General features: G+C 46.2%; 18 protein-coding genes. 10 read left to right on the plus strand and 8 right to left on the minus strand.

Annotated elements, in window-relative coordinates; all coding sequences use genetic code 11:
• The first annotated feature begins 124 nt into the window (after nt 1-124).
• Together W04_RS01055 and W04_RS01060 are read left to right on the plus strand one after the other, a co-directional pair.
• Nucleotides 125-3,169 (plus strand): DEAD/DEAH box helicase, encoded by a 3,045-nt coding sequence (locus W04_RS01055; protein ID WP_053909449.1) that lies wholly within the window; start codon nt 125-127, stop codon nt 3,167-3,169.
• Nucleotides 3,170-3,339: 170 nt separating this feature from the next.
• The gene (locus W04_RS01060; protein ID WP_053909450.1) at nt 3,340-4,692 is read left to right on the plus strand and encodes a DNA recombination protein RmuC; all 1,353 of its coding nucleotides are present in this window, start codon (nt 3,340-3,342) and stop codon (nt 4,690-4,692) included.
• A 9-nt stretch (nt 4,693-4,701) separates the two neighbouring features.
• Here the strand turns inward: W04_RS01060 and W04_RS18945 are convergent, their stop codons facing one another.
• Nucleotides 4,702-4,848 carry a hypothetical protein gene (locus W04_RS18945; protein ID WP_022943535.1) on the minus strand — a complete coding sequence of 49 codons (147 nt, stop codon included), beginning with the start codon at nt 4,846-4,848 and terminating at the stop codon, nt 4,702-4,704.
• Between the two features lie 130 nt (nt 4,849-4,978).
• Here W04_RS18945 and W04_RS01065 point away from each other — a divergent pair, with 130 nt between their 5' ends.
• Nucleotides 4,979-6,676, plus strand: coding sequence for a phosphate ABC transporter substrate-binding/OmpA family protein (locus W04_RS01065; protein ID WP_053909451.1), 1,698 nt, complete (start codon nt 4,979-4,981; stop codon nt 6,674-6,676).
• 50 nt (nt 6,677-6,726) lie between these two features.
• The gene (locus W04_RS01070) at nt 6,727-7,323 is read left to right on the plus strand and encodes a hypothetical protein (RefSeq protein WP_053909452.1); all 597 of its coding nucleotides are present in this window, start codon (nt 6,727-6,729) and stop codon (nt 7,321-7,323) included.
• 292 nt (nt 7,324-7,615) lie between these two features.
• Here the strand turns inward: W04_RS01070 and W04_RS01075 are convergent, their stop codons facing one another.
• Nucleotides 7,616-9,220 (minus strand): isocitrate lyase, encoded by a 1,605-nt coding sequence (locus W04_RS01075; RefSeq protein ID WP_053909453.1) that lies wholly within the window; start codon nt 9,218-9,220, stop codon nt 7,616-7,618.
• 216 nt (nt 9,221-9,436) lie between these two features.
• On the opposite strand from W04_RS01075, the gene W04_RS01080 reads away from it, so the two are divergent.
• Complete coding sequence (locus W04_RS01080) at nt 9,437-11,620, plus strand: malate synthase G (RefSeq protein ID WP_053909454.1); 2,184 nt, start codon at nt 9,437-9,439, stop codon at nt 11,618-11,620.
• Between the two features lie 57 nt (nt 11,621-11,677).
• On the opposite strand, the gene W04_RS01085 is transcribed toward W04_RS01080, so the two are convergent.
• From W04_RS01085 to W04_RS01100, 4 genes are all read right to left on the minus strand, one after another.
• Nucleotides 11,678-12,403 (minus strand): YebC/PmpR family DNA-binding transcriptional regulator, encoded by a 726-nt coding sequence (locus W04_RS01085; RefSeq protein WP_045980020.1) that lies wholly within the window; start codon nt 12,401-12,403, stop codon nt 11,678-11,680.
• A 119-nt stretch (nt 12,404-12,522) separates the two neighbouring features.
• On the minus strand, nt 12,523-13,125 hold the full coding sequence (locus W04_RS01090; RefSeq protein ID WP_053909455.1) for an HAD family hydrolase: 603 nt from the start codon (nt 13,123-13,125) through the stop codon (nt 12,523-12,525).
• 124 nt (nt 13,126-13,249) lie between these two features.
• Nucleotides 13,250-13,738, minus strand: a complete 489-nt coding sequence (locus W04_RS01095) for a DUF6702 family protein (protein ID WP_022943528.1) — start codon at nt 13,736-13,738, stop codon at nt 13,250-13,252.
• Nucleotides 13,738-16,164, minus strand: coding sequence for a M1 family metallopeptidase (locus W04_RS01100; protein ID WP_053909693.1), 2,427 nt, complete (start codon nt 16,162-16,164; stop codon nt 13,738-13,740). Before W04_RS01100 ends, W04_RS01095 begins: the two co-directional genes overlap by 1 nt.
• A 356-nt stretch (nt 16,165-16,520) precedes the next feature.
• Between W04_RS01100 and W04_RS01105 the strand changes: the two genes are divergently transcribed.
• From W04_RS01105 to W04_RS01120, 4 genes are all read left to right on the plus strand, one after another.
• Entirely contained in the window at nt 16,521-16,760 is a 240-nt protein-coding gene (locus W04_RS01105; protein ID WP_022943526.1) for a hypothetical protein, read from the plus strand.
• A 69-nt stretch (nt 16,761-16,829) separates the two neighbouring features.
• Nucleotides 16,830-18,047, plus strand: a complete 1,218-nt coding sequence (locus tag W04_RS01110; protein WP_053909456.1) for an exonuclease SbcCD subunit D C-terminal domain-containing protein — start codon at nt 16,830-16,832, stop codon at nt 18,045-18,047.
• Entirely contained in the window at nt 18,037-21,699 is a 3,663-nt protein-coding gene (locus tag W04_RS01115; RefSeq protein WP_053909457.1) for an AAA family ATPase, read from the plus strand. The genes W04_RS01110 and W04_RS01115 overlap by 11 nt, the downstream gene beginning before the upstream one ends.
• A 78-nt stretch (nt 21,700-21,777) precedes the next feature.
• The gene (locus W04_RS01120) at nt 21,778-22,446 is read left to right on the plus strand and encodes a class I SAM-dependent methyltransferase (RefSeq protein WP_053909458.1); all 669 of its coding nucleotides are present in this window, start codon (nt 21,778-21,780) and stop codon (nt 22,444-22,446) included.
• Here W04_RS01120 and W04_RS01125 read toward each other — a convergent pair.
• Nucleotides 22,415-22,816: a response regulator gene (locus W04_RS01125; RefSeq protein ID WP_022943522.1), complete on the minus strand. Its 402-nt coding sequence runs from the start codon at nt 22,814-22,816 to the stop codon at nt 22,415-22,417. The genes W04_RS01120 and W04_RS01125 overlap by 32 nt on opposite strands.
• Nucleotides 22,817-22,893: 77 nt before the next feature.
• Complete coding sequence (locus W04_RS01130) at nt 22,894-23,427, minus strand: hypothetical protein (protein ID WP_053909459.1); 534 nt, start codon at nt 23,425-23,427, stop codon at nt 22,894-22,896.
• A 168-nt stretch (nt 23,428-23,595) separates the two neighbouring features.
• Here W04_RS01130 and W04_RS01135 point away from each other — a divergent pair, with 168 nt between their 5' ends.
• Nucleotides 23,596-24,108, plus strand: a complete 513-nt coding sequence (locus W04_RS01135; protein ID WP_053909460.1) for a lipocalin family protein — start codon at nt 23,596-23,598, stop codon at nt 24,106-24,108.
• Nucleotides 24,109-24,150: the final 42 nt, after the last annotated feature.

Consider the following 24,150-nt stretch of genomic DNA (forward strand, 5'->3'; position numbering starts at 1 on the left):
AAGCTCCAATCGGGGCTTACTTTTTTAAACCTTTGTACCTATTTTGTAAGTTCCTCACTAGTTCATACTTTTTCCTTCCCTTTAAAGGCGATATACTGGCATATTTGAGTTCCAGAGTAGGTCCATGGCGTCGTCGTTAACCAAAGAGGATTTATTGGCTGTTTTTGCTGAAGTGAATGAGCAACAGCAGTTTTCATTTCCACTTTCCGAATTGGCATTAAAACGATTATTCACCAAAGGTGTGTACAGTCGTGCTCAGCAAATGTTGCGAGATGAGCAAGTATTGTGGGTAAAGGCAAACGATGACTACACGCAAATCGATGCCCAAGTGATGGACGACGATGGAACCACCTACGATCAGCAGATTCGTCTCAATGTCACAGCCCAAGTCGTTGATGTTGAAGCGCACTGCAGCTGTGATGCTAAAGTCCGTTGTAAGCACGTGGCCTCGGCGTTACTGCAGTTGAAGTTACAAAGCCAAGGTGATTATGCTCATCAATACCGTATCGAAGACTGGTTTAATGAGATAAAAAGTGATGGCGCTGCGTCTGATGTGCAAAATCACGGAATTGCCTTTGAACTACATCCTCATCATCAGCAATTAACTTTGACGGCTAAAATCGCGGCACTAAATGAAGATAATGAATACACCCAAGGGCGAGCGTTAACCGAACAACAAAGCCACGCCCAAGTGACACCTAAAGGGGTATGTGAGCAAGACTTTCGGCTGTTTTCTTGGATCCGCTCACAAAACCAGCCTGGCAAGTTAACCCTTCACTCCCAGTGGGGTGAAAGAGCACTTTTGCAGCTACTGAGTAACGCTCAGCTGTTTTTTGAAAAGGAGCGTCAGCCGTTACAACTGGGTAAGCCTTTTGCGCTTAGTTATCAATGGCAGGTTAAGAATGATATTGCTCAGCTGCGCGCAAATTATCCTAATTTCAACGCCGAGCGGGTATTACCGACCTCCCCACCTTATTACGTTAATACTGCGGAACACCAGGTTCATGCTTTGCAAACTCATCTTAGTGCAGAGCAAATACAGGCGTTAGCACGCTTTCCGCAGGCCGAAGCCAGTGAAGTGGACGAGCTGGCTAAACGGCTAATGAAAACGCTTCACCTGAGAACTTTGGTGAATCAAAAAAAAAAGTTAACTCCATACTTTAATCTGCAATTTTTAACTGCCCAGGTGCCCTATAAAGTCCGCCTAGTGGCAAAGGAGAAAACGCCAGCGGTAACCGTACTGCAAAATTTAGGATTGCAACCATGTAAAGCCCCTTTACAAGATGAGTATATATTTATTCCGCGTTCGCGCTTACATCAACAGCAGTGGCTGTTTGAATTGAATACCCAAGTGCAGGCGCTAGGCGGTACGGTGACAGGCCTTCCCAAAGCTGATGTGAAGAACACCACCTCAGCGCGCATTATCGCCCAGGTAAATGCGTTGCACGGCCATCGCTTAGAAGTGCAGTTTGTTATTAACCATCGCGCTAAGGACTATCCATTGACCTTAGCGCAAATGCAGTCGGTGCCAGCCTATACCACCCAGCATTACTTTATTGCAGTAGAGGAACGTTACTTTACTATTAGTGCTGCCACTGCTGAATGTATAAGGCAGTATCTTGCCCGCTTTGCTCGTGGCAAACATCAGCCGCACTGTACGCTTCCTCGCAGTCTTTATCAGCAACTACAACAAGAACAATCATTTGAGCTACGAGTGGATAGTCAGTTGCAAAAGTTACTCGCTCCGGCCACCTTGAAGTCCCTGAAAAAGCCGCAATTACATCACAGTGTTGCTTTGCGGGAGTATCAACACTCAGGCGTTAATTGGCTGCAATTGCTCGCTGCACAAGGTTTAGGTGGGGTATTAGCCGATGATATGGGGCTAGGTAAAACATTGCAGGTTATCGCCTTCCTGAGCACCTTAGAAAATACCCAAAAGCCCCACTTAGTCTTGTGCCCAACGAGCTTAGTCGCGAATTGGTACAACGAAATTCAACGCTTCTGTCCACATATGGATGTCGATGTGGTTATCGGACACAACCGTACTGCACAATTACAGCAGCTAAATTGTAAGAATGTTATTGTCACAACGTATACGCTGTTTAAACGTGACTTTGCGTTTTATCACGGTGTGCAATTTAACACTGTGGTGTTAGACGAAGCGCAGGCGATAAAAAACGCGCAGTCACAGTTAAGCATCAAGGCCAAGCAGTTACAGGCCCAAACACGAATCGCACTCAGCGGCACACCCTTTGAAAACAATTTGCAAGAGCTCAAATCGGTATTTGACTTCGCTTTGCCCGGACTGTTAGGCAGCGACGCTCAGTTCAAAAGTAACTTTCTCGAAGCCACTGATGGGCTAGTAGCGCTGCAAGAGGCTATAAGACCTTATTTGCTGCGCCGAGCGAAAGCAGATGTACTCTGCGAACTACCTAGCAAAACTGAGCTGGTAAAACAGCTCGATATGTTACCCGCACAAGCTCAGGTTTATCACAATTATCATCGCGCTTTACACGATAAACTCGCCCATTTAGTGGCGCACCAGGGGGTGGGGAAAAGTAAGTTACAGTTCCTTGATGCACTTTTGAAACTTCGTCAAATTTGTTGCCATCCGCAGTTAGTTGATGACGCACACGAAGCCAGCAGTGCGAAGCTACAGTGGTTAGCCACGTATTTACCACATATGCTCGCTCAGGATCATCATGTCATTATCTTTAGTCAATTTACCTCAATGCTGCGTTTAATTGCCAAGCAGTTGACCGACTTAGAGGTTGATTACGCGATGCTCACCGGTCAAACTCGTGACCGCCAGCACCAGGTGGACGAGTTTCAACAAGGGCATAAACGCGTGTTTTTAGTCAGCCTTAAAGCCGGCGGCAGTGGCTTAAATTTAACCCGCGCCGATACAGTGATCCATTTTGACCCTTGGTGGAACCCTGCTGTAGAGCATCAAGCAACGGACCGCGCTTATCGCATGGGTCAAGATCGATCCGTCTTTGTGTATAAGTTAATTATTGCCGATTCCGTGGAACAGCAAGTGATGTCTTTGGCAGATAAAAAGCGTCACTTGGTTGATGAGTTCTTAAATACGAGTTTGTTGGCAGATAAAAAAATTGATGATAATCAACTGCTTGAGATGCTTAACTTACAAAATGAAGAAAAAGCATAATTTCTTTTGAACTTTTGGCTGTCGCCAGACTCTATTATTATGCTTGTTAGACAAGCACCCTATGTTGATTTCCCTGATTATTATGAATTGGCCAGCTTTGATTTAGCTGGCTTTTTTTTGTCTGGGATTTGCTATTATCAAGCCAACAGCATTATTTTTGCGAGAAAGGTATGTTCGCGTCACTTTCCACTACAGCATTATTGAGCCTAGGTTCCCTCGCCTTTGTTATTCCTCTTTGCTTGTTCCTAGGGGTTAGGGTATCACACTATAAAAAGCGCAATGAGCACACACAGCAACAGCTTTTAGCGCAACAGCAATATCATCAGCAGCAGCTTGGCGAACGAGATAATCGTTTAGAACGAGAGCGTCAGGAGGCGCAGCAACTGCAGCAAAAGTTAACCCTTGTTCATGGCCGTTATGAGTCATTGAAAGCGACGCTAGAGCAAAAAGAAGCGCACTTTGAGCAGCAACTGCAGTTAGTCAAGGATTCTAAAGACCAACTAAAGCAAGAATTTAGCGCGCTCGCGCAACAAGTCTTTGAGGATAAATCACAGCAGTTTAAAAGCCTTAATCAGCAGAGCATGGAGCAGATATTAAAACCAGTACAAGGCGAGTTAAAAGGTTTCAGAGATAAAATGGAGCATATCCACTCGCAAGAGCTGCAACAACGAGCAGCACTTAAAGCCGAGTTAGTACATCTACAAAAACTCAATCAATCTATTACCGAACAAGCTGAGCGTCTCTCTACGGCCTTACAAGGGCAAAAGAAAACCCAGGGTAACTGGGGTGAGTTAATGCTAGAAAACGTCTTAGACAGCGCTGGACTGCGCCTCAATGAGGATTATCGACGCGAAGCGAGCTTTGATACTCCAGAAGGTCGCTTTCGTCCCGACGTGGTGGTCTATTTGCCACAACAACGCCATATTATCGTCGATGCCAAAACATCTCTAAATGCGTATACCCGCTACGTTAACGCCCATAGCGATATTGAAGCTCACCAAGCCTTGGCTGAGCATGTGCAAGCGATGAACGAGCGTATCAACGAGCTTTCAAGTAAAGATTATCACCGTTTGGAGCAACTGAACTCCCCGGAAGTGGTGATTATGTTTGTGCCCATCGAAAGTGCCTATGTTGAAGCTCTGAAGTATCAGCCTGATTTGTATCAACGTGCCATTGAACGCAACATCTTGGTTGCGACACCGACAACCTTACTTACCAGCTTGAATATTGTAAAACAGCTTTGGCGTTTTGAAGATCAATCGAAGCATACGCAAGAACTGGCCAAACGTGCAGAGCGGTTTTACGCGAAACTCAACAGCTTTTTGGTATCAATGGACGGTGTAGGTAAACAGCTCGACAAAGCCAAAGAAACTTATGATAAAGCCTTTTCTCAACTCTATAGCGGAAAGGGTAACCTTATAAAACAAGCCAATGAATTCAAAGAGTTAGGTGTTGCTGTTCAAAAAGAGCTACCTGCAGAGCTACGTGAAAAGGCAGAGCTTGAGCTACAACAAGCTCAATAAAGACAGGAGTCAGTGTGGCGCTTTTCTGATTTGTGTAATTCCTAAAGCGATAAAGGCTGCAGATACTGCAAACAAAGAGAGAATATTGCCAATGAATGCGGCGCCAGCAAAAGCGATTGCGCTGGCGATAAATAAGTATCCAGATATCTTCATCATAACACGTCCCTATATGGCTGAAGTAAGTGATAACGGTGACACACAGCGTTCGTAAACCCCCTTTACAATTCATGAAACTGTCATCTTAGAACCCTAAGCTATGCGCAAAAAATAATGACTTAGGGTTTTTATGACATCGCATCATTCTCAGGGCTTTATCGAACGCCTACAGCAATTACAAAGCTTAGCGCAAAATAAGTATGGGATCGAAATAGCTTCGGAAAAATTTATCGCTGAAGAGAGTTATCGGAAGCTGGTACTCAATGAATTAAGCCTATTGGGAGATAGTGAGTTAAGTGCCGTCATAGCCGCTATGCAAGATATGCAACAGCAGCAAGGGGCATCACCCAGTACTGGCGCAAGCGAACAAATTAGCAAAGATAAAACCACCACGCCGCTGTCACTTATTTTTGCTGGGGTAGCTGTCGTTCTTGCGCTCGTCGCCACAGGGTATACCTTTTACGTCAACCAAGAGCCTGACATCGCCATGGCCTCGAAGCCAGCGGCACCAACACAAGTCAACACAGCTCAACAGCCTACCGACAATGGCAGGGTTCAAGAGAAAGAGCAACAACCAGCGCAACTAGCATTTCGTATTCACGGCTCCAACACCATAGGTGAAAAGCTTGCTCCAGCCTTACTCGAGGGCTACCTAAAGGAGCTCGGGGCAAAGCAGTTTAATTGGCGTCAAGGCGAAGTCAGCGTCGAAAGAGAGCTGCACTATCAGCTCGATAGCAAGCCATATTACATCGAGTTGCATGCGCATGGCTCAAGCACTGGTTTCGCAGACATTGAAGCCGGCAAAGCAGATTTAGCAATGGCTTCACGCAAAGTTAAAAGCAAAGAAGTCGATAAGCTTAAAGCGCGTTTCGGTGATTTCAGCCAAATAGGCAATGAGCACATTATTGGCCTTGATGGCTTAGCCGTTATCGTTAACCAAAATAACCCTGTCAGCCACCTATCAACGCAGCAATTAGCTGCGGTTTTCTCCGGTAAAATAAGCAATTGGCGTGAGCTTGGAGGCCCTTCTGAGGCCATTAATCTATATGCTCGAGACGCCAAGTCTGGCACCTGGGACACCTTTAAAAACTTAGTGCTTAAAAAGCATCAGGCGCAGTTAAGCCCGCTTGCCCAGCGCTTTGAGTCAAGCTCAGTGTTATCTCAAAAGGTTTCACAAGATGAGTACGGCATCGGCTTTATAGGGCTGAACTACATCCTTCACAATAAAGCAATAGCGGTCTCTGAGGGAGCTCAAACAGCGCCCATCTACCCTACTCGCTTTACTATCGGTACTGAAGATTATGCGCTAGCACGTCGACTTTACGTGTATACACCGACCACGGCATCGATGTTTATCAAGAACTTTGCTCAGTATGCCATTTCTTATGCCGGGCAAGAGATAGTCTCCGATACGGGTCTTATTTCGCAGAATATTCATGTTGAGCAAGTGCAGCCAATGACTGAAGCGCCCACGGTATATAAGCAGTATGCTAAACAAGGTCAGCGATTATCACTGACGTTTCGTTTTGAGCATGGAAGCGGTCAGTTGGATAACAAAGGTAAGCGCGATCTCCAGCGTTTGCTCGATTACCTTGAAAGTCATGCCCAAAAGCGCGTAATACTAATGGGGTTCTCTGATAACTCCGGGGATGCAGGGCGCAATAAAACATTATCTTTGCAGCGTGCTCGTTCTGTAGAGCAGGAGCTCACCGCTCGCGGTGTGGCGGTCTTTGACACCCAAGGGTTTGGTGAGGTTTTGCCTGTTGCCAACAACCAAAGCAAAGAAGGTCGAGAACGTAATCGTCGCGTTGAGGTGTGGGTGTTGTAATTATTCTGTCATCGATAGCTGCTACTTTAGTTGCTGATTTAGGAGGGGATATGTTTGCCATATTAACGGATCATTATAATCTTACCGGCGCCTTTGCCCGCTTAAGTATGGTTGAAGCCATGCGTGTACAACGCAATTTAGATCAGGTTTTTACCGACTTAAAGCTACCTTCCGATGCGCTTCTTAACCGTATGCGCGAAGAAGGGTTACTCAAAGACGCGATAGCGGGTGTTAAAAAACCGCATACCGATGCGAGTGAATCCGTGATTCAGAGTCACCTCGGACAACTCTTTTTAGACTATCACAAACTCAAAGCCACCTTAGCCAAGCTGAGCTTGGCTGAGCAGGTTGCTTGCAAAGAGACATTTACGATTGCTGCTAAAGCTTTAAATCTGCCCTCTGCAGATTTAGCTGCGATGATGGCGCAAGAAGGTGTGTCGGTAGAAGCTATGGTGCCTAAAGACCCTCAACAAGAGCGTATTAACGCTGTCCGTGAGCGATTAAATCAAGCTGCGTCACAGCAACAGAGTGATGCTCAGCGCGTGCGTGATCGTTTGAACTCATTGGTTGAGGAGCAACAAGACCCAAAGGATGAAGTCGTAGATGAAGGGGCTCAAGTCGTGCCACTGCGTCGCCAACAAGCATAAGAACAGGCAAGTTAACTCAGTTTTGCACCGCCTTTTAGGCGGTTTTTTTATACCTCGAGTTAGTAAAAAAGTGATTTGTCCCTGTCGTTTAGTTAGTAAAAATGTGGTCTGTGATAAAAATAAAGCTCAATACAGTTGGTAAAAAAGTGGTTTATACCGCTGTAAAGGCCCAGTAACCTCTTTAATAAAGCTCCCCTTGGGGAGATGAACATCGCCTTGTTTGCACTAAGTAAAATACTGATCCAAAAAAAGGGCCGATAACGGCCCTTTCACTGGCAACACACCTTTTGATTTAGAACTGGTTCATGGTATTGGCTTCGCCGCCTGCCTTGAGTGCGTTTTCGCCGCAGAAGTATTCCTTGTGGGTATCACCAATATTTGAACCCGCTAGGTCTTGGTGCTTCACTGAGGCTTGCTCTCGACGAATCTCCTGACGTTGCACATCGCGCACGTAGGCAAGCATACCTAAGTCGCCAAAATACCCTTCAGCAAGAATATCGGTGCTGAGCGCCGCTGTGTGGTAGGTGGGTAAAGTGATCAAATGATGGAAAATACCCGCCTCTCGTGCTCCGTCACGCTGGAAGTTTTGCACATAATGATCCGCTTCTTTGGCTAGTTCTGATCCATCGAGGCTCGCATCCATAAGCACTTTAGGATCTTGGCTTGGGTCTGGATAAGCACTTAGATCGCGGCCATCTTGTTGCCATTGGCTATACACCTGCTCACGGAACTTCAACGTCCAGTTAAATGAAGGCGAATTGTTATACACCAATTTAGCGTTAGGAACCTGCTCGCGTACGCGGTTTACCAGCTCCGCAATTTGCTCTACATTCGGCTTCTCGGTTTCAATCCATAGCAAATCGGCACCATGTTGTAAGCTTGTGACACAGTCTAGTACTACGCGGTCTTTTTCCGTACCGGCGCGGAACTGATATAAGCCATTATCTAAGCGCACCGGTTTACATAGCTGACCGTTGAGCTTAATGGCTGTTTCACCTTCTAACAGATCATCCCCCCCAGAAATGGGTTGGGTATCTAAGAAGCTCAAGTATTGGCTAGCAAGATCTCCGGCTTCCTTGCTTACTGGAATTTTCTGGGTCAAGCTCGCACCTAATGAGTCGGTGCGCGCAACGATGATGCCATCATCAACACCCAGCTCTAGAAAGGCATATCGAACCGCATTGATTTTGGCCAAGAAGTCCTCGTGAGGCACCGTTACCTTACCGGCCTGGTGACCGCACTGTTTAGCATCGGATACCTGATTTTCAATTTGAATTGCACAGGCACCGGCCTCTATCATTTTCTTCGCCAATAGATAGGTGGCTTCCTCGTTACCAAAGCCGGCATCAATATCGGCAATAATGGGCACCACATGGGTCTCAAAGTTGTCGATTTGTGCGGTGATAGCTGCAACATCGCCACCTTGGGCCTTGGCCTCGTCCAATGCCTTGTATAGATGATCAAGTTCACGGGCGTCGGCCTGTTTTAAGAAGGTATAGATCTCTTCAATAAGCATAGGCACCGCCGTTTTTTCGTGCATACTTTGATCCGGTAATGGACCAAACTCAGAGCGCAATGCTGCCACCATCCAGCCACTAAGATAGACATAGCTGCGCTTAGTGGTTTTTTGATGACGTTTAATGGCCATCATCATCTGTTGCGCGGTAAACCCATGCCAACAACCTAAGGATTGCGTGTACTGGCTTGAATCACCGTCGTAAGCGGCCATGTCCTCGCGCATCACCTTAGCGGTGTATTTGGCGATATCGAGACCGGTTTTGAAACGGTTTTGAAGCTGCATACGCGCTGCATATTCCGAATTAATCCCTTGCCACTGCGGTAGGTTGCTTTGACGAAGGCTGCTTAACGTGTCGATGTGTGCGTTGTAGTTTGTCATTATAGGTATCCTTTGAACGGGTAACTGTTTAATTGCCCCAAAGCCAATGTGAGAGTGCTCGGTGCGTTGTATTTTTACCCTAGGACGAATTGGGTTGATTTATTAAATTTATAGTTATTATTGTGGCTATATTTTCAATGAATGGGGTTTGGGTTCACATCAGCGCTTTTTCAGTTACAGTGAAATGACTAACTTCTTCGTTTAAAGGAAACGCACATGACCCAGCGCATCTCTCACAGCGGCTTGGCTATTGATGCTCAGCTTTATCAATTCATAACTGAGCAAGTCCTGCCGCACACTGAACTCGATACTGAACGCCTGTTCGCGGGTTTGGCCGATATCATTCAGCGCCTTACTCCCATCAATAAGGCATTACTGGCGAAGCGGGATAGTTTGCAGAAGCACATTGACGGTTATTATCAGAAAAATACTAAAGATAACCATGATGAATATACCCAGTTTCTAAAAGACATCGGTTATTTGCTCGAGCAATCACAGCAGGTTAGCGTAGAAACCGAGGGTGTAGACGATGAAATCGCGCGCATGGCTGGACCGCAGCTTGTGGTGCCAGTGAGTAATGCACGCTTTGCCCTAAACGCTGCCAACGCCCGCTGGGGCTCCTTGTATGATGCACTATATGGCAGCGATGTGATCAGTGAGGAAGAAGGCGCAGAGCAAGGTAGCCAATACAACCCTGTGCGCGGTTTTAAGGTCATGGCCTATGCGCGACAGTTCCTAGATAAAGCGTTACCGCTCAAAAGCGGCTCACACATTGAAAGTACCGAATATGCGATAAACAATGGCGAGCTTGTGGTTATTTTGGGTGACTCTCAGCAAGTAACCCTCGCTGAGCCCTCGCAGTTGATTGGCTATCAGGGTCAACCTGAGCGCCCGACTGCGTTGCTATTTTGTCATCATGGCCTGCACTTTATTATCGCCATCGACCCACACAACCGCATCGGCCGCGACGACAAAGCTGGCATTAAAGACATCGTACTCGAGTCTGCTCTAACCACCATCATGGACTGTGAAGACTCTGTCGCTGCCGTTGATGGCGAGGATAAAACACAAGTTTATCGTAACTGGTTTGGGCTGATGATGGGAAACTTGAGCTGCGAATTTTCCAAAGGTGGGCAAACTCAGACACGGCGCCTTAATAGGGATCAACATTTTACTAAGTTAGATGGCTCGTTGCTGACCCTTCATGGCCGAAGCTTAATGTTTGTTCGCAATGTCGGTCACCTGATGACAACACCCGCGATACTAGACAGCGATGGTAACGAGGTATTTGAAGGCATATTGGATGCGGTCTTTACTAGTTTGTGCGCGCTTCCCGAATATCACAGCCGCTCCGAGTTAGCTAACTCGCGCACTCAGAGTATTTATATCGTTAAGCCTAAAATGCACGGCCCCGAGGAAGTGGCCTTCACCGCGCAGCTATTTAGTGAAGTGGAGGCTTTATTAGCCCTTCCTAGCAATACCTTGAAAATGGGGATTATGGATGAAGAGCGGCGTACTTCGGTGAATTTGAAAGCCTGTATTGCGCAAGCGAAACAGCGAGTGGTCTTTATTAATACCGGCTTTTTGGACAGAACCGGCGATGAGATTCATACCGCTATGGAGGCCGGTGCGGCATTGCCAAAATCGGCAATTAAAGCTCAGCCTTGGATAGATGCCTACGAGAAACGCAATGTTAGTATTGGCCTAGAATGTGGCTTAAGTGGTAAAGCACAAATAGGTAAAGGCATGTGGCCAATGCCAGATAAACTGGCGTTAATGATGGAGCAGAAAATCGGCCATGTGAAATCGGGTGCCAACACCGCCTGGGTGCCCTCCCCGACTGCCGCAACCTTACATGCCCTTCATTATCATGATGTTGATGTATTCGCGCAGCAAAAAACATTATCAGCACAAAGCCAGCAGTCCTTTAGAGACTTACTCACACCGCCGATTGATAATCAGCAACAACTCAGCGCCGAAGATATTCAGCTCGAACTCGATAATAATGTTCAAGGTATTTTGGGGTATGTTGTGCGTTGGGTAGAGCAAGGCGTTGGTTGTTCAAAAGTGCCCGATATCAATAATGTCGGCTTAATGGAAGATCGCGCGACATTACGGATTTCTAGTCAACATATTGCCAATTGGCTACACCATGGTATTTGCACCGAAGAGCAAGTCCTGAAAACCATGAAGCGTATGGCTAAGGTGGTTGATGAGCAAAATGCGGGCGATAGCCAGTATAAAAATATGGCTGATAGTGAACAAAGTTTGCTTGATAGCTTAGCGTTTCAAGCTGCGACAGATTTGGTTTTCAAAGGTAGATCACAGCCCAATGGCTATACTGAGCCGCTTTTGCATCATTACCGCCGACTGTTCAAAGAACGCCAAGCGTCGATGTAAAGGGCCTTTACAGCAATAAAAAAGCCGGCATATTAGCCGGCTTTTTTATTAACGCTATTAGTTATTAACAATGGCGTTGTGATAGACATTTTGTACGTCATCACAATCTTCCAACATGTTCATAAACTTCTCAAAGTTGGCGATATCATCTTCGTCGGTGATTTCAATGTGTGTTTGTGGCACAAAGGTAATTTCGTCAACATCAAAGTTAATGTCTGCAAATGCTTCTGTAAGTGCTGTTTTCGCTTTGAAGTATTCGGTATGCGGGGCAAATACAGATACTTTGCCGTCCTCTACTTCGACATCTGTGACGTCAACATCAGCCATCATTAGCGCTTCTAACACTTCTTCGTCATCATCACCTTCGAAACCCAAAATGGCGAGGTGATCAAACATGTGCGCAACGCAACCTGGGTTGCCGATCTTGGAGTCGGTTTTGGTAAACGGTAAGCGTACGTCTTTAATGGTTCGATTAGGGTTATCAGTAAGGCAGTCTACAATAACCATGCAGTTACCTGGACCGTACCCTTCATAACGTGCCGCAGAGTAATCTTCACCCGCACCACCGGCTGCTTTTTCTATCGCCTTATCAATTACGTGAGCGGGTACTTGATCTTTTTTAGCTTTATCAATCAAACGGCGTAGAGAAAGGTTTGCATCTGGGTCAGCACCGCCATTTTTTGCAACGACGTAGATCTCTTTACCGTATTTTGAGTTTACTTTTGTTTTTGCCGCGGCTGTTTTCGCCATGGCGTTTTTACGAACTTCAAACGCTCTGCCCATTTTCAATCTCTCAAGTTTGAATTTATTTCCTCACTGGATTTTAACAACTCGCAGCACATTGGGCTAGTGCCATGTTTACATAAAAGTGCTGCTTTGTAGGTCAATCTTTTTAAATGAGACTATTTAACATAACTTGGGAAGAGGAAAGGCAACTCACTGAAGCAGCGAATGATATGATCAGCCTGATGTGCATAATCAGGAAGCGCTTGGGGCGCGTATAAGCAAGCGCGCATATTGGCGTTGCGCGCCGCTTCAATATCGTATTTATAATCACCTACGTACACCAGCTCGGTTGGCGCCATTTGCCATCGTTCGGCAATGTGAAGCAGTGCACTGGGGTCCGGTTTTGCGGGAGCATCATCACGGGTCAAAATTAGCTCAATTGGCAAAGGGTTACGTTTTACTTTGATCGCCGTTGCTTGCTGACAGTTACGGGTGACGATGGCCATCGGAATATTGGCCTGGTGTAGCCTTTGCACTGCTGCTTTAACCTCTGGTAATAGTTGAGATTGCTGCGCATCGGCAAGTTCGTGGTCGAGTATCACTTGCTCTGCTCGTTGCCGCCCTTCGCTATCCAAGGTACTAACAAAGTCTAAAATATCGATATCAGCGTGGCAGTTGAGTTGTTCACGGATGCGAGCAAAATTCAGTATAGAGCTGAATAGTGTGCCATCCATATCAAAAATGACGCCATTAAGAGAGTGAGGCTTGCTGCTTGGCATTGTATTTCCTGTAAACTATATGGTTGCAATGATACGACCTTGCACCGCTATAAGCGCAACCATAGCAGGAAAAAACGCGCACATCGACATCTTCCCTGATGTGCACGCTGGTTGGGGGAAGCGCTTAGAAGGTGACGCTATGCCACTGGTTCTGGCGTTCAAAGTACAAAGTTCGCACTTTGCCTTTGCCCTCTATATTGACCATATTAATTTGCGCAGGCCACAGTTCATGTAGTGCCCCGTGCGTCATTTTCAGGCCCTTTAGCGGCTGCTTTGGCATCGCTGCCTCTTGGTACACCCAAAAAAACTTACCATCCACTTCAAAGCCAACATTGCTCAACTGCAAAGGCTGATCGTTGGGGTCGGTTATCGCCACTTGTTCGGCTACATAGTCGGCAAATTTTTGTTGGTCATCTGCATGCTTTAACATATCAGCTTGATTGCCAAATAGGTCTTCGACGGCATGCTCTGTGTCATGAAGATAAAATCGATGCATCAGCTCAATATGTTCAGTGCGTTGATTGAACAGCACGGTGGTCACCGAGTTTTTTAATTGGTGAGCCAAGCTGGCGCTGCTAAATAGCAGCACCGATAAAAGCACGATAATACGCATTATGGCTGTTGTTCCTCTTCGTTAGCCTCTTTGAGATCGGTTTTAATATCGTGCATGATGTCGCGACTGACCTTGGCTTTGCTCTTCTTACGCTTGTAGGTCTCGATACGCGATTCCATGATACGTCGTGGGTAATAGTTATTAGACACATCTACATCTGCGGTTTCCCATCCCGGGTCGACGGCTATACTGGCAATTTCTTTACCCTTGTCGGTCACTATCAGCTTTTCCACCTGTTTGGCATTACGGCGCCAGATTTCGGCTGGAATGTAACGTTGCTCTGTGGTGCCATCGGTGTAGCTAAGCTCGAGTAAAATGGGCATAACTAGGCCGCCCACATTGCTAAATTGCATCACGTAATAGTTGTTGTCCTCGGCCACCGCTCTGTCTAAGGTGCGACGTTCCCAGGGCTCTAGTTTGCTAAGCATCTTCTGGTAGGCATTACGCTCTTTATTGGTTACGGTGAAGCGATCATTACTGTCGTAAAAGTCGCGTACATCGGGGTTTTTATCTATCCACAATTCACGGCCTTCACGCTTATTGCGCTCAACAAATAATGATGTGGGTTTATTTTTCTCAATCTCACGTAGGCGGTTAAAGTCGATATCTGGGTTCATGGTATCCAAACGCAGCTTGTACACCTTATCTAAGGCGATATCGACATGGTCGGTGCTATAGAACCAGCCCCGCCAAAACCAGTCGAGGTCGACGCCTGAGGCTTCTTCCATGGTGCGGAAAAAGTCAGCGGGAGTGGGTCGCTTGTATTTCCAGCGGTTGGCATATTCTTTAAAGGCAAAGTCAAATAACTCGCGCCCTAAAATTACCTCGCGGAGAATATTAAGGGCCGCTGCTGGCTTAGTGTAGGCATTGGGCCCAAGGCGCAGCACACTGTCTGATTGTGTCATAATTGGCACTTGATGTTCAGATTTCATGTACTCGACAATATCGCGAGGCTCTACTCCCCAAGGAATATCTGGATCCCACTCGCGTCCAGCAACTCCGTCAAGGAAACTGTTTAATCCCTCATCCATCCAAGTCCATTGACGCTCATCTGAGTTAACGATCATGGGGAAATAGATGTGCCCAATTTCGTGTATAACGACACCGATGAGAAAACGTTTCTCTGCTTGGGAGTAAGTGCGAGAGCCGTCATCGCGCAGCTCCGTGCGTGGCCCGTTGAAGGTGATCATCGGGTACTCCATGCCGCCCACAGGACCATTTACTGATTGGGCGACCGGATATGGATAATCAAATGAATAGCGAGAGTATACCTCCATGGTATGGATCACCGCTTCGGTGGAGTATTTTTTCCACAAGTCGCCGCCCTCTTTTGGATAAAACGACATCGCCATCACCAGCGGTTGTTCGTCGCCACCTTGATGATAGCCTTTCGCATCCCACATAAATTTTCGTGATGATGCCCACGCAAAGTCGCGTACATTATCGGCCTTAAAACGCCAAGTCTTGGTCTCTTGTGTGGCTGATTTTTCGTTCTCTAACGCCTCTTCTTCGGTCACGATAAAGACCGGACGCTCAGCATTTTTTGCCTGTTCTAAGCGTTGGCGCTGGGTGCGGTTAAGGACCGAGCCTGGGTTATCCAGGGTACCAGTCGCGGAGACGATATGATCTGCCGGCACGGTAATTTCAACATCATAATCACCGAACTCTAGGGTGAATTCGCCACGCCCTAAAAATGCTTTATTGGTCCATGCTTCATAATCGGTGTAAGCCGCCAAACGCGGAAACCACTGCGCTAACAAAAAGATATCATTGCCGTCTTTTTCAAAGTGTTCATAGCCATTGCGAGCGCCCACGGCGTCTTCTTCAACAATATTAAACGCAAAGTCCATGCTCAATTCGGTACTTTGTCCAGGTCTCAGAGGCTGGTTTAAATCGACGCGCATAAGGGTGTCGACAACAGTGGCTTTGAGATCATCCCCGTCCTCATCTTTGATATTACTGAGCACGAACCCGGGCTCATTGTCGGCGAGAAATTGCATGCGTCGCAGGGCCGATAAGCTCAGCTTACTGGGTTTACCTACAGGCTGAGCCTCAAGCCCAGACTTGAAGGTTTTACTGCGCTCAGCTATTGAGTCTGCTTTATATATATTTTGATCTAGCTGGAGCCACAAGTAACGCAGGGTGTGCGGAGAGTTATTGGTGTACTCGATACGCTGACTGGCACTCAAACGTCGTGCTTTTTCATCTAGAGTGACGTCTATATCGTAATCCACTTGCTGCTGCCAATAATTTTCCCCCGGGGCGCCAGCGGCACTTCGGTAGCTATTTGCAGTAGGCAGGGACTCGTCTAGTTGGCGAAACTTATCTTCGAAATTCCCCTTGGTTTGCATTACATTGGCCATCACCCCTTGGCTAATCAAAGTGAGCGCCCCAAGCAGAACTAAGGTTTTATTATTTTTATTCATCATAAACACAGTGTTTTTTGCTATTTGTGACACTGTTGCAAAAGTAGCCAAATGCTGCAACTGAGACGCGATGAAGTGCATACAAGCGCGACCAATCTAATGCTAAAAGTGGTATAAAAAATGCTGTAGTTATTATCTGTAAAGGGGGTTTCCAGTTTTTTTCGTGGGATTTTCCCATTAAAGGTTGCAATTGCATTTTAATTAATTTTAGAATCCCCCACTTTTTTAATTCGTGAACAATAAAAACAAGGATTATCAGCCTAACAAGTCGTGCTTTGACTGGGCTGAAACATAAAGTAAGCGATAGGAAGTTCACTCAATTCGCTCACATAGCAAGGTATAAAATTGGTGGTGCTATGGATTTTTATGTCCTCAAAAAGAAAGACGAGTTAATAGCCATTCCTGCAAATGAGCAGCATTGTAAACAATACTTAGACAATGGGTATTTTTACATTGATAAAGTGGCAGCATGTGATGAAAACACCGCAATTCGTCGTTTAAAAGCGAAATACCAGCGAAATATGCGTTTGCCTTTAACCGCATTAGCGATAGTAATACCGGTTATTATTGTCACTTGGTGGCAAGTAACACACTGACACCAGCACGCTTAAACGCGTGCTGTTCCATGCTATAGTGGGCGCAATAGCAAATAATTTAATGTACTGATGCGCTTACTCCATACCTCTGATTGGCACGTGGGTCAGCTTTTTTATGAGCATACTCGAGTGCAAGAACATCACGCCTTTCTAACCTGGCTTATTGGTGAATTAAATCGCCAAGCTGTTGACGTACTGTTGATTAGCGGCGATATCTATCACACTGCCACTCCGCCAACACAAGCGGAGAATCAGCTTTATGAATTTGTTAAAGCGGCTAAGGCGGCCTGCCCTACCCTACATATAGTGATTATTGCCGGTAATCATGATAGTGCGAAACGCATTACCACAGCACAGCCATTACTGGCACAGTTTGACACTCATGTAGTCGGTCGCTTTGATTTTCAGCGCCCCGAGTTGAGTGTCATTAACATTACTTGTGGTGATCAGCACTGTGCGATTCTTGCCCTGCCCTATCTGCGTGCCAGTGATATCCCTGATGCACAAATGAGTTATGCTCAGGCGGTCAAAGAGGCCTACCAACTTATGCTTGAGCAATGTCAGCTTGAGGACGACTCCAATGTTATCGCCATGGGCCATCTACATGCTCGGGGTGCCACTGTCAGCGAAGACTCGGAGCGCGCTTTAGTCATTGGCGGTGAAGATGCCATCGGCGCTGATGTTTTTCCGCCCCAAGCCTGTTATGTTGCCCTCGGCCACTTGCATAAAGCGCAAAGTGTTAACGCTAAAGAATACATTCGTTACAGTGGTACGCCCTTCGCGATGTCGTTTTCGGAACGTCAATATCATCACCAAGTTTTGCTGTTAGAGGTACAAGATAATGCCTTGCAAAGTGTCAACCCCCTTTACATTCCTCGGCATCGGCAATTACACCTTGTTCCCGAGGCTACCCTCCTGCCGCTAGCTCAAGTATGTGAGCAGATTCGGCTTTTACCCGGCCCTGATGATGAGCAAGGGTACATTCGCGTTCGCCTCTCGAGTAAAGAGCTTGCCACCGACTTTCGCGAGCAAATCGAGCATGCACTTCAAGGCAAAGATTTACTTTTTTGTGGCGTGGAACGGGTGCGCTCGCAACGGGAGAATAAAAACGATGAACTTGAACTACAAGACTTATCGCAAGTAGAGCGCCTAGACGCTGCGCACTTATTGAGTGAAGCCGTCAACGAGCATGATGAGCTTGAAGATCACGATATTACCAACGAGGTTAAAGACTTGTTTGCGCAGTTAGTACAGGATGTTGAGCAGGAGGGGAATAATGAAGATTAATCGCCTGCAAATTCATAATTTAGCATCATTATTAGACGCAGACATCGATTTTAGTCGCCCTCCCCTGCGTGATGCTGGCTTGTTTGCCATAACTGGTGACACAGGGGCTGGAAAAAGCACTATATTGGATGCGCTGTGTTTAGGCTTATATGATAAAACCGCCCGGTTGAGCAATGAAAGCACACAAAAAGTAGACTTTAATGGCGACAATGTGCGCCTCAATGATCCGCGCCACCTATTGCGTCGTGGTACCGGTATAGGATGGGTCAAAGTTGATTTTGTGGCTATCGATGGCGCTCATTATCGCGCCCTCTGGCAAGTGACCCGAGCACGTAAAAAACCAAACGGTAAATTACAAGCACCCACTCATGCACTGTACCTTATGCCGCAAGAGCAGCTGGTGAGTGATGGTAAACTTGAGACAAAAAAAACCATTGAGCGGTTAGTTGGGCTTAATTTCGAGCAGTTCACGCGTGCGGTGATGCTAGCACAAAACGAGTTTTCTGCTTTTTTACGTGCGCAAGGCGATGAGCGTGCAGTATTGCTTGAGCGTTTAAGTGGTACACAAAAGTACTCTGTTGTAGGTCAACGCGTGTATTCTGGTTACAAAGCCAAGCTTAATGACGTCGAGGCATTTAAGGCTTCTATGGATGCGGTTGATATTCTCGATGAGCAACAATTACAGGAGCTTAACGAGCAGCAACATCAGTATATCGAGCAGCAGCAACAATGCCAAAAACGACGAGAACAGGTTGCTAAACACCTCCAATGGTTCGCAGCCGAGCAACAATTACAACATGAAATCGCTGACCTTCAACAGCGTATACAAACTACGAGTAACAGCCTAGAGCGATTAGAACCCAGGGTGAGAGAGGCTCAGCGAGTTAAGCAATGTTGGCAAATTGAAGATAACCTTACTTCCACAGCACGATTGCAACAGCGTTTGGCGCAACAGCAAACACGCCAAGAAGAGCTAACATGCAGTGATGCTAAAAGTGTATGGCAACACGGCGAACAGCAGCAGCAATTAGCACAACAACAGCTGCGTCATGCGCAACAGCAATATGCGCAGCGCAAAGAGAAACTCAATGCCGCCGTGGCACTGGATGTAAAAATTGCACAAAAGAAGGAGGTGCTCGCGGCAAAACGCTCTGAGTTCGAACAGACGAGCGCACAGCAGCTGCAATTGACGCAGCAAAGCCAAAACCTCGCTGCACAAGTGGATGAAAGTAATAGACGCCTTGATGAATACACGACGCAATTAGAATCACAACCTTGGCTCGCTGAGTTAGTAAAAAATTGGTCTCATTACCATCATCTTTGGCAGCGTATTAATAGTTATGATGCTACATATAAAGAAAAAAACGAGCAGTTACAGGCATCTAATAACGAGCTTTCGAAGCTTGATCAAAGCCTTGCCACACTCAATGAAGAAAACACCACATTCCAGCAGTCGATACAAGCACTTGAGCAGCAAATAGTAAGTTTACAGCCGCAGCCTGAAGCCTTTTCTGCAACTGAGCTTCAGCGTCAGTTAGGCACATGGCAACAGGCCTTGGAGCGTTTTCAACAATGGCATAGTAGTAACCGTCAGCTTGTAACTGTGCGTCATCAACAGCAATCTCTTCATGCAGAGCTTGAACAAAAGCAACAACAGCTGCATGAGGCTTCGCAACATCACTCAGTTTTAGAGCAGCAATTGTCGCATGCACGCCAGGCCTATGAGCAGGTTAAACTGCGTGCAAGCGAGCAGATCACGCATTTACGTACTCAGCTTAAAAGTGGTGAGCCTTGTATGGTGTGTGGTTCTGAACATCATCCTTTTGCAGAAAATGATGACAATAATCATGCTTTTGCTGCGTTATTAGCGGACTTTGAACAGGCTTACGCAACGGCTCAAAAGAATCTGGATCAGCATTATACTAAGCGGCATGCTTTGCAAACCGAGATCCAGTTAGCACAGCAACAAATTGATAATGTCAGCGCTACTGAGCAACAGCTGAAGTCGCAGCTACAACAATTAGCGCAGCAGCTAGAGCCCTTTATTCAAGGTAAACCCCTTGATGAGCTTAGCGATCAGGATTTTACTAAGCCCATTGCGGATATCCAACAGCAATATCAGCAGTTGGAACAGTTAGAGCAACAGTTAGTAAAATTACGATCTGAGTTAAAGGTTCAGCAACAAAGTAGCGGCGAATTGCAGGGGCAATTACAAAGCTGTGAACAGCGACGTCAGCAACTGCAGCTACAAACGCAGCGTATTGCTTACGAACTTGAAACTGAGCAGCAGCAATGCCAACAGAGCATCGCAGAGCTGCGAGAGCACTTCAGTGAAGCGCCTTGGTGGCAAGATAGTCTGCATCAGTTAGCGCGACTTTGGCAGCAATTGGTTGAGCAAAAACAGCAATTTGAGCAGCTGCAAAATGAGTACGCCCGGGCCGAACAACAGACTACGCAGCTTAATCAGCAGCGAGATCAGATTTTTACTAAGCTAGAGTCACTGCAATCTCAGCAGCAAAAGCTGGGCGAGCAACTGCAAATGCAAGAGCAAGAGATCACTCATTTACTAACTGAGCGCATTACTCTTATAGCTCACGGGCAAGATCCCAAAGCGCAACTAGAGGAGCTGGAAGAGTCTATCGAAAAGGCTCAGCAGACACTGGACACGCAGCAAGCAGCGTGTCAGCAACAGCAGCGCCGGTATGAGCAGGAGCAAAGTGAATACCAGCACTTAGTAAAAAATTGTTCCCAGTTACAACAAGACATTGAAGAGTTAAAAAAAGCCTTTGATGTCTGGTATCAGGACTACAGAGCCTTTGATGAGGCCCTAACAATTGAGCAGATCAAAAATTTACTAACTCAAGACAAACAACAAGTGCAAGCAGTACTCACTGAGCATGCAACATTAGAGCAAACCCAAGTGCGTTTTCAGGCTCAGCTAGAACACAGTGAGAGTCGCTTACAACAGTTAGTAAAAAGCCGTCCGGACAAAAATTTAACAGAGCTTGAAGCGCAAAAGCGGCAATTGGATGAGCAGTTCGATGATAGTCAGCAAGCCTTAACTTTACTTGGTGCACGACTAGAAAATCATCGGCAAAACGTCGAACGCTTAGCCGAGCAAGGAGAGCAGTTGAAAGATCTACAACAGCAACTTGCTACTTGGACTACCTTAAACAGCGCACTAGGCGATGCCCAAGGGAAGCGATTGCGAAACTTAGTGCAAAGCCAAACTTTGGCTATATTGCTTGGTTACGCCAACCAACATTTACACGCCTTATCGAAGCGCTACCGTCTCACTCGTATTACGGGCACGCTCGATATAGCTATCATTGATCACGATATGGCTGATGAGCAACGCAGCGTGAATACCCTCTCCGGTGGTGAATCTTTTTTAGTGTCATTAGCTCTCGCCTTAGGGTTGGCGTCGCTATCGTCCAATAAGGTTAAAATTGAGTCCTTGTTTATTGATGAGGGGTTTGGCACATTGGACAGTGAAACATTGAGCATTGCTATGGATGCACTTGATAACCTGCAAGCGCAGGGCCGCAAAGTCGGGGTGATATCGCACATACCGCAACTTACTGAGCGTGTCGCAACGCAGGTGAAGGTACGCAAACGCCCCGGTGGTTACTCTGTGGTGGAGTGTGAATAATCATTCTTAGTTCATGTGCTTGCGCTATGCTAATGAACACAGTCATCGCTCTAGTCGATATTAAATCAAGGAGGTATTATGCCTAGTTTTCAAGGTGAAGAAGCGACTAATTACGACGAGCGTATTAGCCGTCTAGTGCCAGGTTATGAGTTGTTGCATCAGCTCACACAAGCACAATGCCAAGCTCAGTTAAGCTCGTCGGCGTCCATTTTAGTCGTGGGTGCGGGCACAGGCAAAGAAGTGGTGGCGCTTGCCAAAGCAAACCCCAATATGCACTTTGTGGCTCAGGATATTTCCGCTGATATGCTGGCAATAGCCGAGCAGCGCTTTGATGAAGCGGGAATAAGCGCGCGGGTAACATGCCATTGTGGTGATGTTGGCCAATTACAGCAACAATTTGACGGTGCATTATGCCTATTGGTTTTACATTTCTTGGCAGACAATGGTGATAAAGCAGCGTTATTAAAGTCGATACGCCAGCAATTAGCCCCCCAAGCATGGTTGTGGTTCGCTGATTTAATGAAGCCTGAAACTCAGTTTGAACGTGATGCGCAGTTCATTGTTTGCCAACAATTAGGGTTAAGTGATGCGGGTGTCGAGCGTATGCGCCACAATCTAGAGCATGAGTTCTACCCACTGGATCGTATGCGTTTGGCTGATCTACTTGAACAGTGTGGTTATGGTATCGCCCGCTGCTACTTCAAAGCGCTAGGCTTTACTGGTTATGCAATACGTTGTCAGTCGTAGTGTGATGTAGCTTTTTAAGGCGCTCAAGCTGTTTTTTCAGCGTGTTTAAACAAAACGGCTTAATGATGAAACCATCAACCTTAGCGCTAATCATATCAGTCACTACCTCTTTCTTATCTTCGCAGGTCACTACGATGACTGGAATATAACCCCAGTCATCGTGTTTGCGAATAGTAAGAAATAAGTCTTTGCCATTGACCTTTGGCATGTTGAGGTCGGTCAGTACTAGGTCAAACTGGGTTTTTTCCAATAACGACAGTGCCTGCTCACCATCGGTGGCCTCTACGATATCGTCGTAGTCCAGTTTACGCAGCATATTAATAAGTACATGGCGCATTAACGGCATATCATCAACGACTAATATCTTCACTTGGTATCTCGCCTACATGGTAACTTCTTACAGTGTAGTCAATTTTTATACTTTCGTGGTGTCGCCTAAGGACCATCCTATAACTTGATATGGGTGTGGATGAGCTCACAAAGAATATCGATTTTGGCGTTATTGAGTTGTCGGTAATCAAAATAGGGGCACACGATAATACGTTGTGTGGGCGATAAAGCGAACTCATCGTTAAGCCAGATCAGATTTATACTAAGTTGTTCATTTGCTGCGAGCTCTTTAGCATGAGTTTTTCCGGCAATAATATGTAGCGCAGCGTCAGGGTCGGTCACGTCAGGCTCGCTAAAGAGCAACGCCGTTTGTGAGTGGTTTTGCAGTAGTGTTTGATCTCTAAATTGTTGCCATGTGTCTACACTTTTTAAGGCCAAACAACTAGGAGCCAGTTGATATAGCCACTTTGCATAGACATTAAATACTTTTCGCCAACCGTTCCCTGCCTCTGCGTTTATTTGTGCTATTTGCCCTGCTTGCAATGGCAAGGTATCGCTTAAAGTTTGAAACTGAATCAGGTTTGGGCGGTTTTTTACATACACTCTGATTGCCGCATCGCTTTGCCCTAGGCCTATCGCTTTTATTGTCACCTAATATTACCTATCGCTTGAAGCACTTAGTAAAAAACTGATCTTAAGCAAGATAGTAAATTATTGCTATGATTTTTAAGCGGTTATAAGCTTTATCTCGTACAGAGGTCATTACTGTATTGTTCGGTTATACCCGATTAAAGACTATATTTACTTGGAGCTCATGCTATGCGCGCACAGATCATAATTTTACTAACGGTTGTATTAACTGCTTGTACTTCTGTACCTGACAAGGTGTCCCCAGTTAGCCCTTTTAATTTAGAGCGTTACATGGGCACATGGTATGAAATAGCCCGTATGCCCCACCCTTTTGAAGAAGGCTTAAGTCGCGTCACTGCGACGTACAGCCAGAATGATGATGGCAGCGTCAAGGTCATTAATCGCGGCTTTAACGCAGAAGAGCAACAATGGTCCCAAGCTGAAGGTAAAGCCAAGTTTGTTGGCGATACGAATACTGGTCATCTTAAAGTCTCTTTCTTCGGCCCCTTTTATTCCTCATATGTTGTGTTTGGATTAGACCAAGAAAACTATCAATATGCTTATGTAAGTGGTTATAACACCGACTATGCATGGTTACTCGCGCGTGAAAAAGAAGTTGATGAGCAGCGTTTAGAAGACTTTAAAGAGCAACTTAGATCAGCGGGGTTTGCGGTAGAGAAGTTGATTGAGGTGCAGCAATAATATACCTGCGATAAGTTCGCTGCTAACTGATAATTCAGGTAT

This window comes from Pseudoalteromonas sp. SW0106-04, assembly GCF_001293805.1.
Lineage (GTDB): Bacteria > Pseudomonadota > Gammaproteobacteria > Enterobacterales > Alteromonadaceae > Pseudoalteromonas > Pseudoalteromonas ruthenica.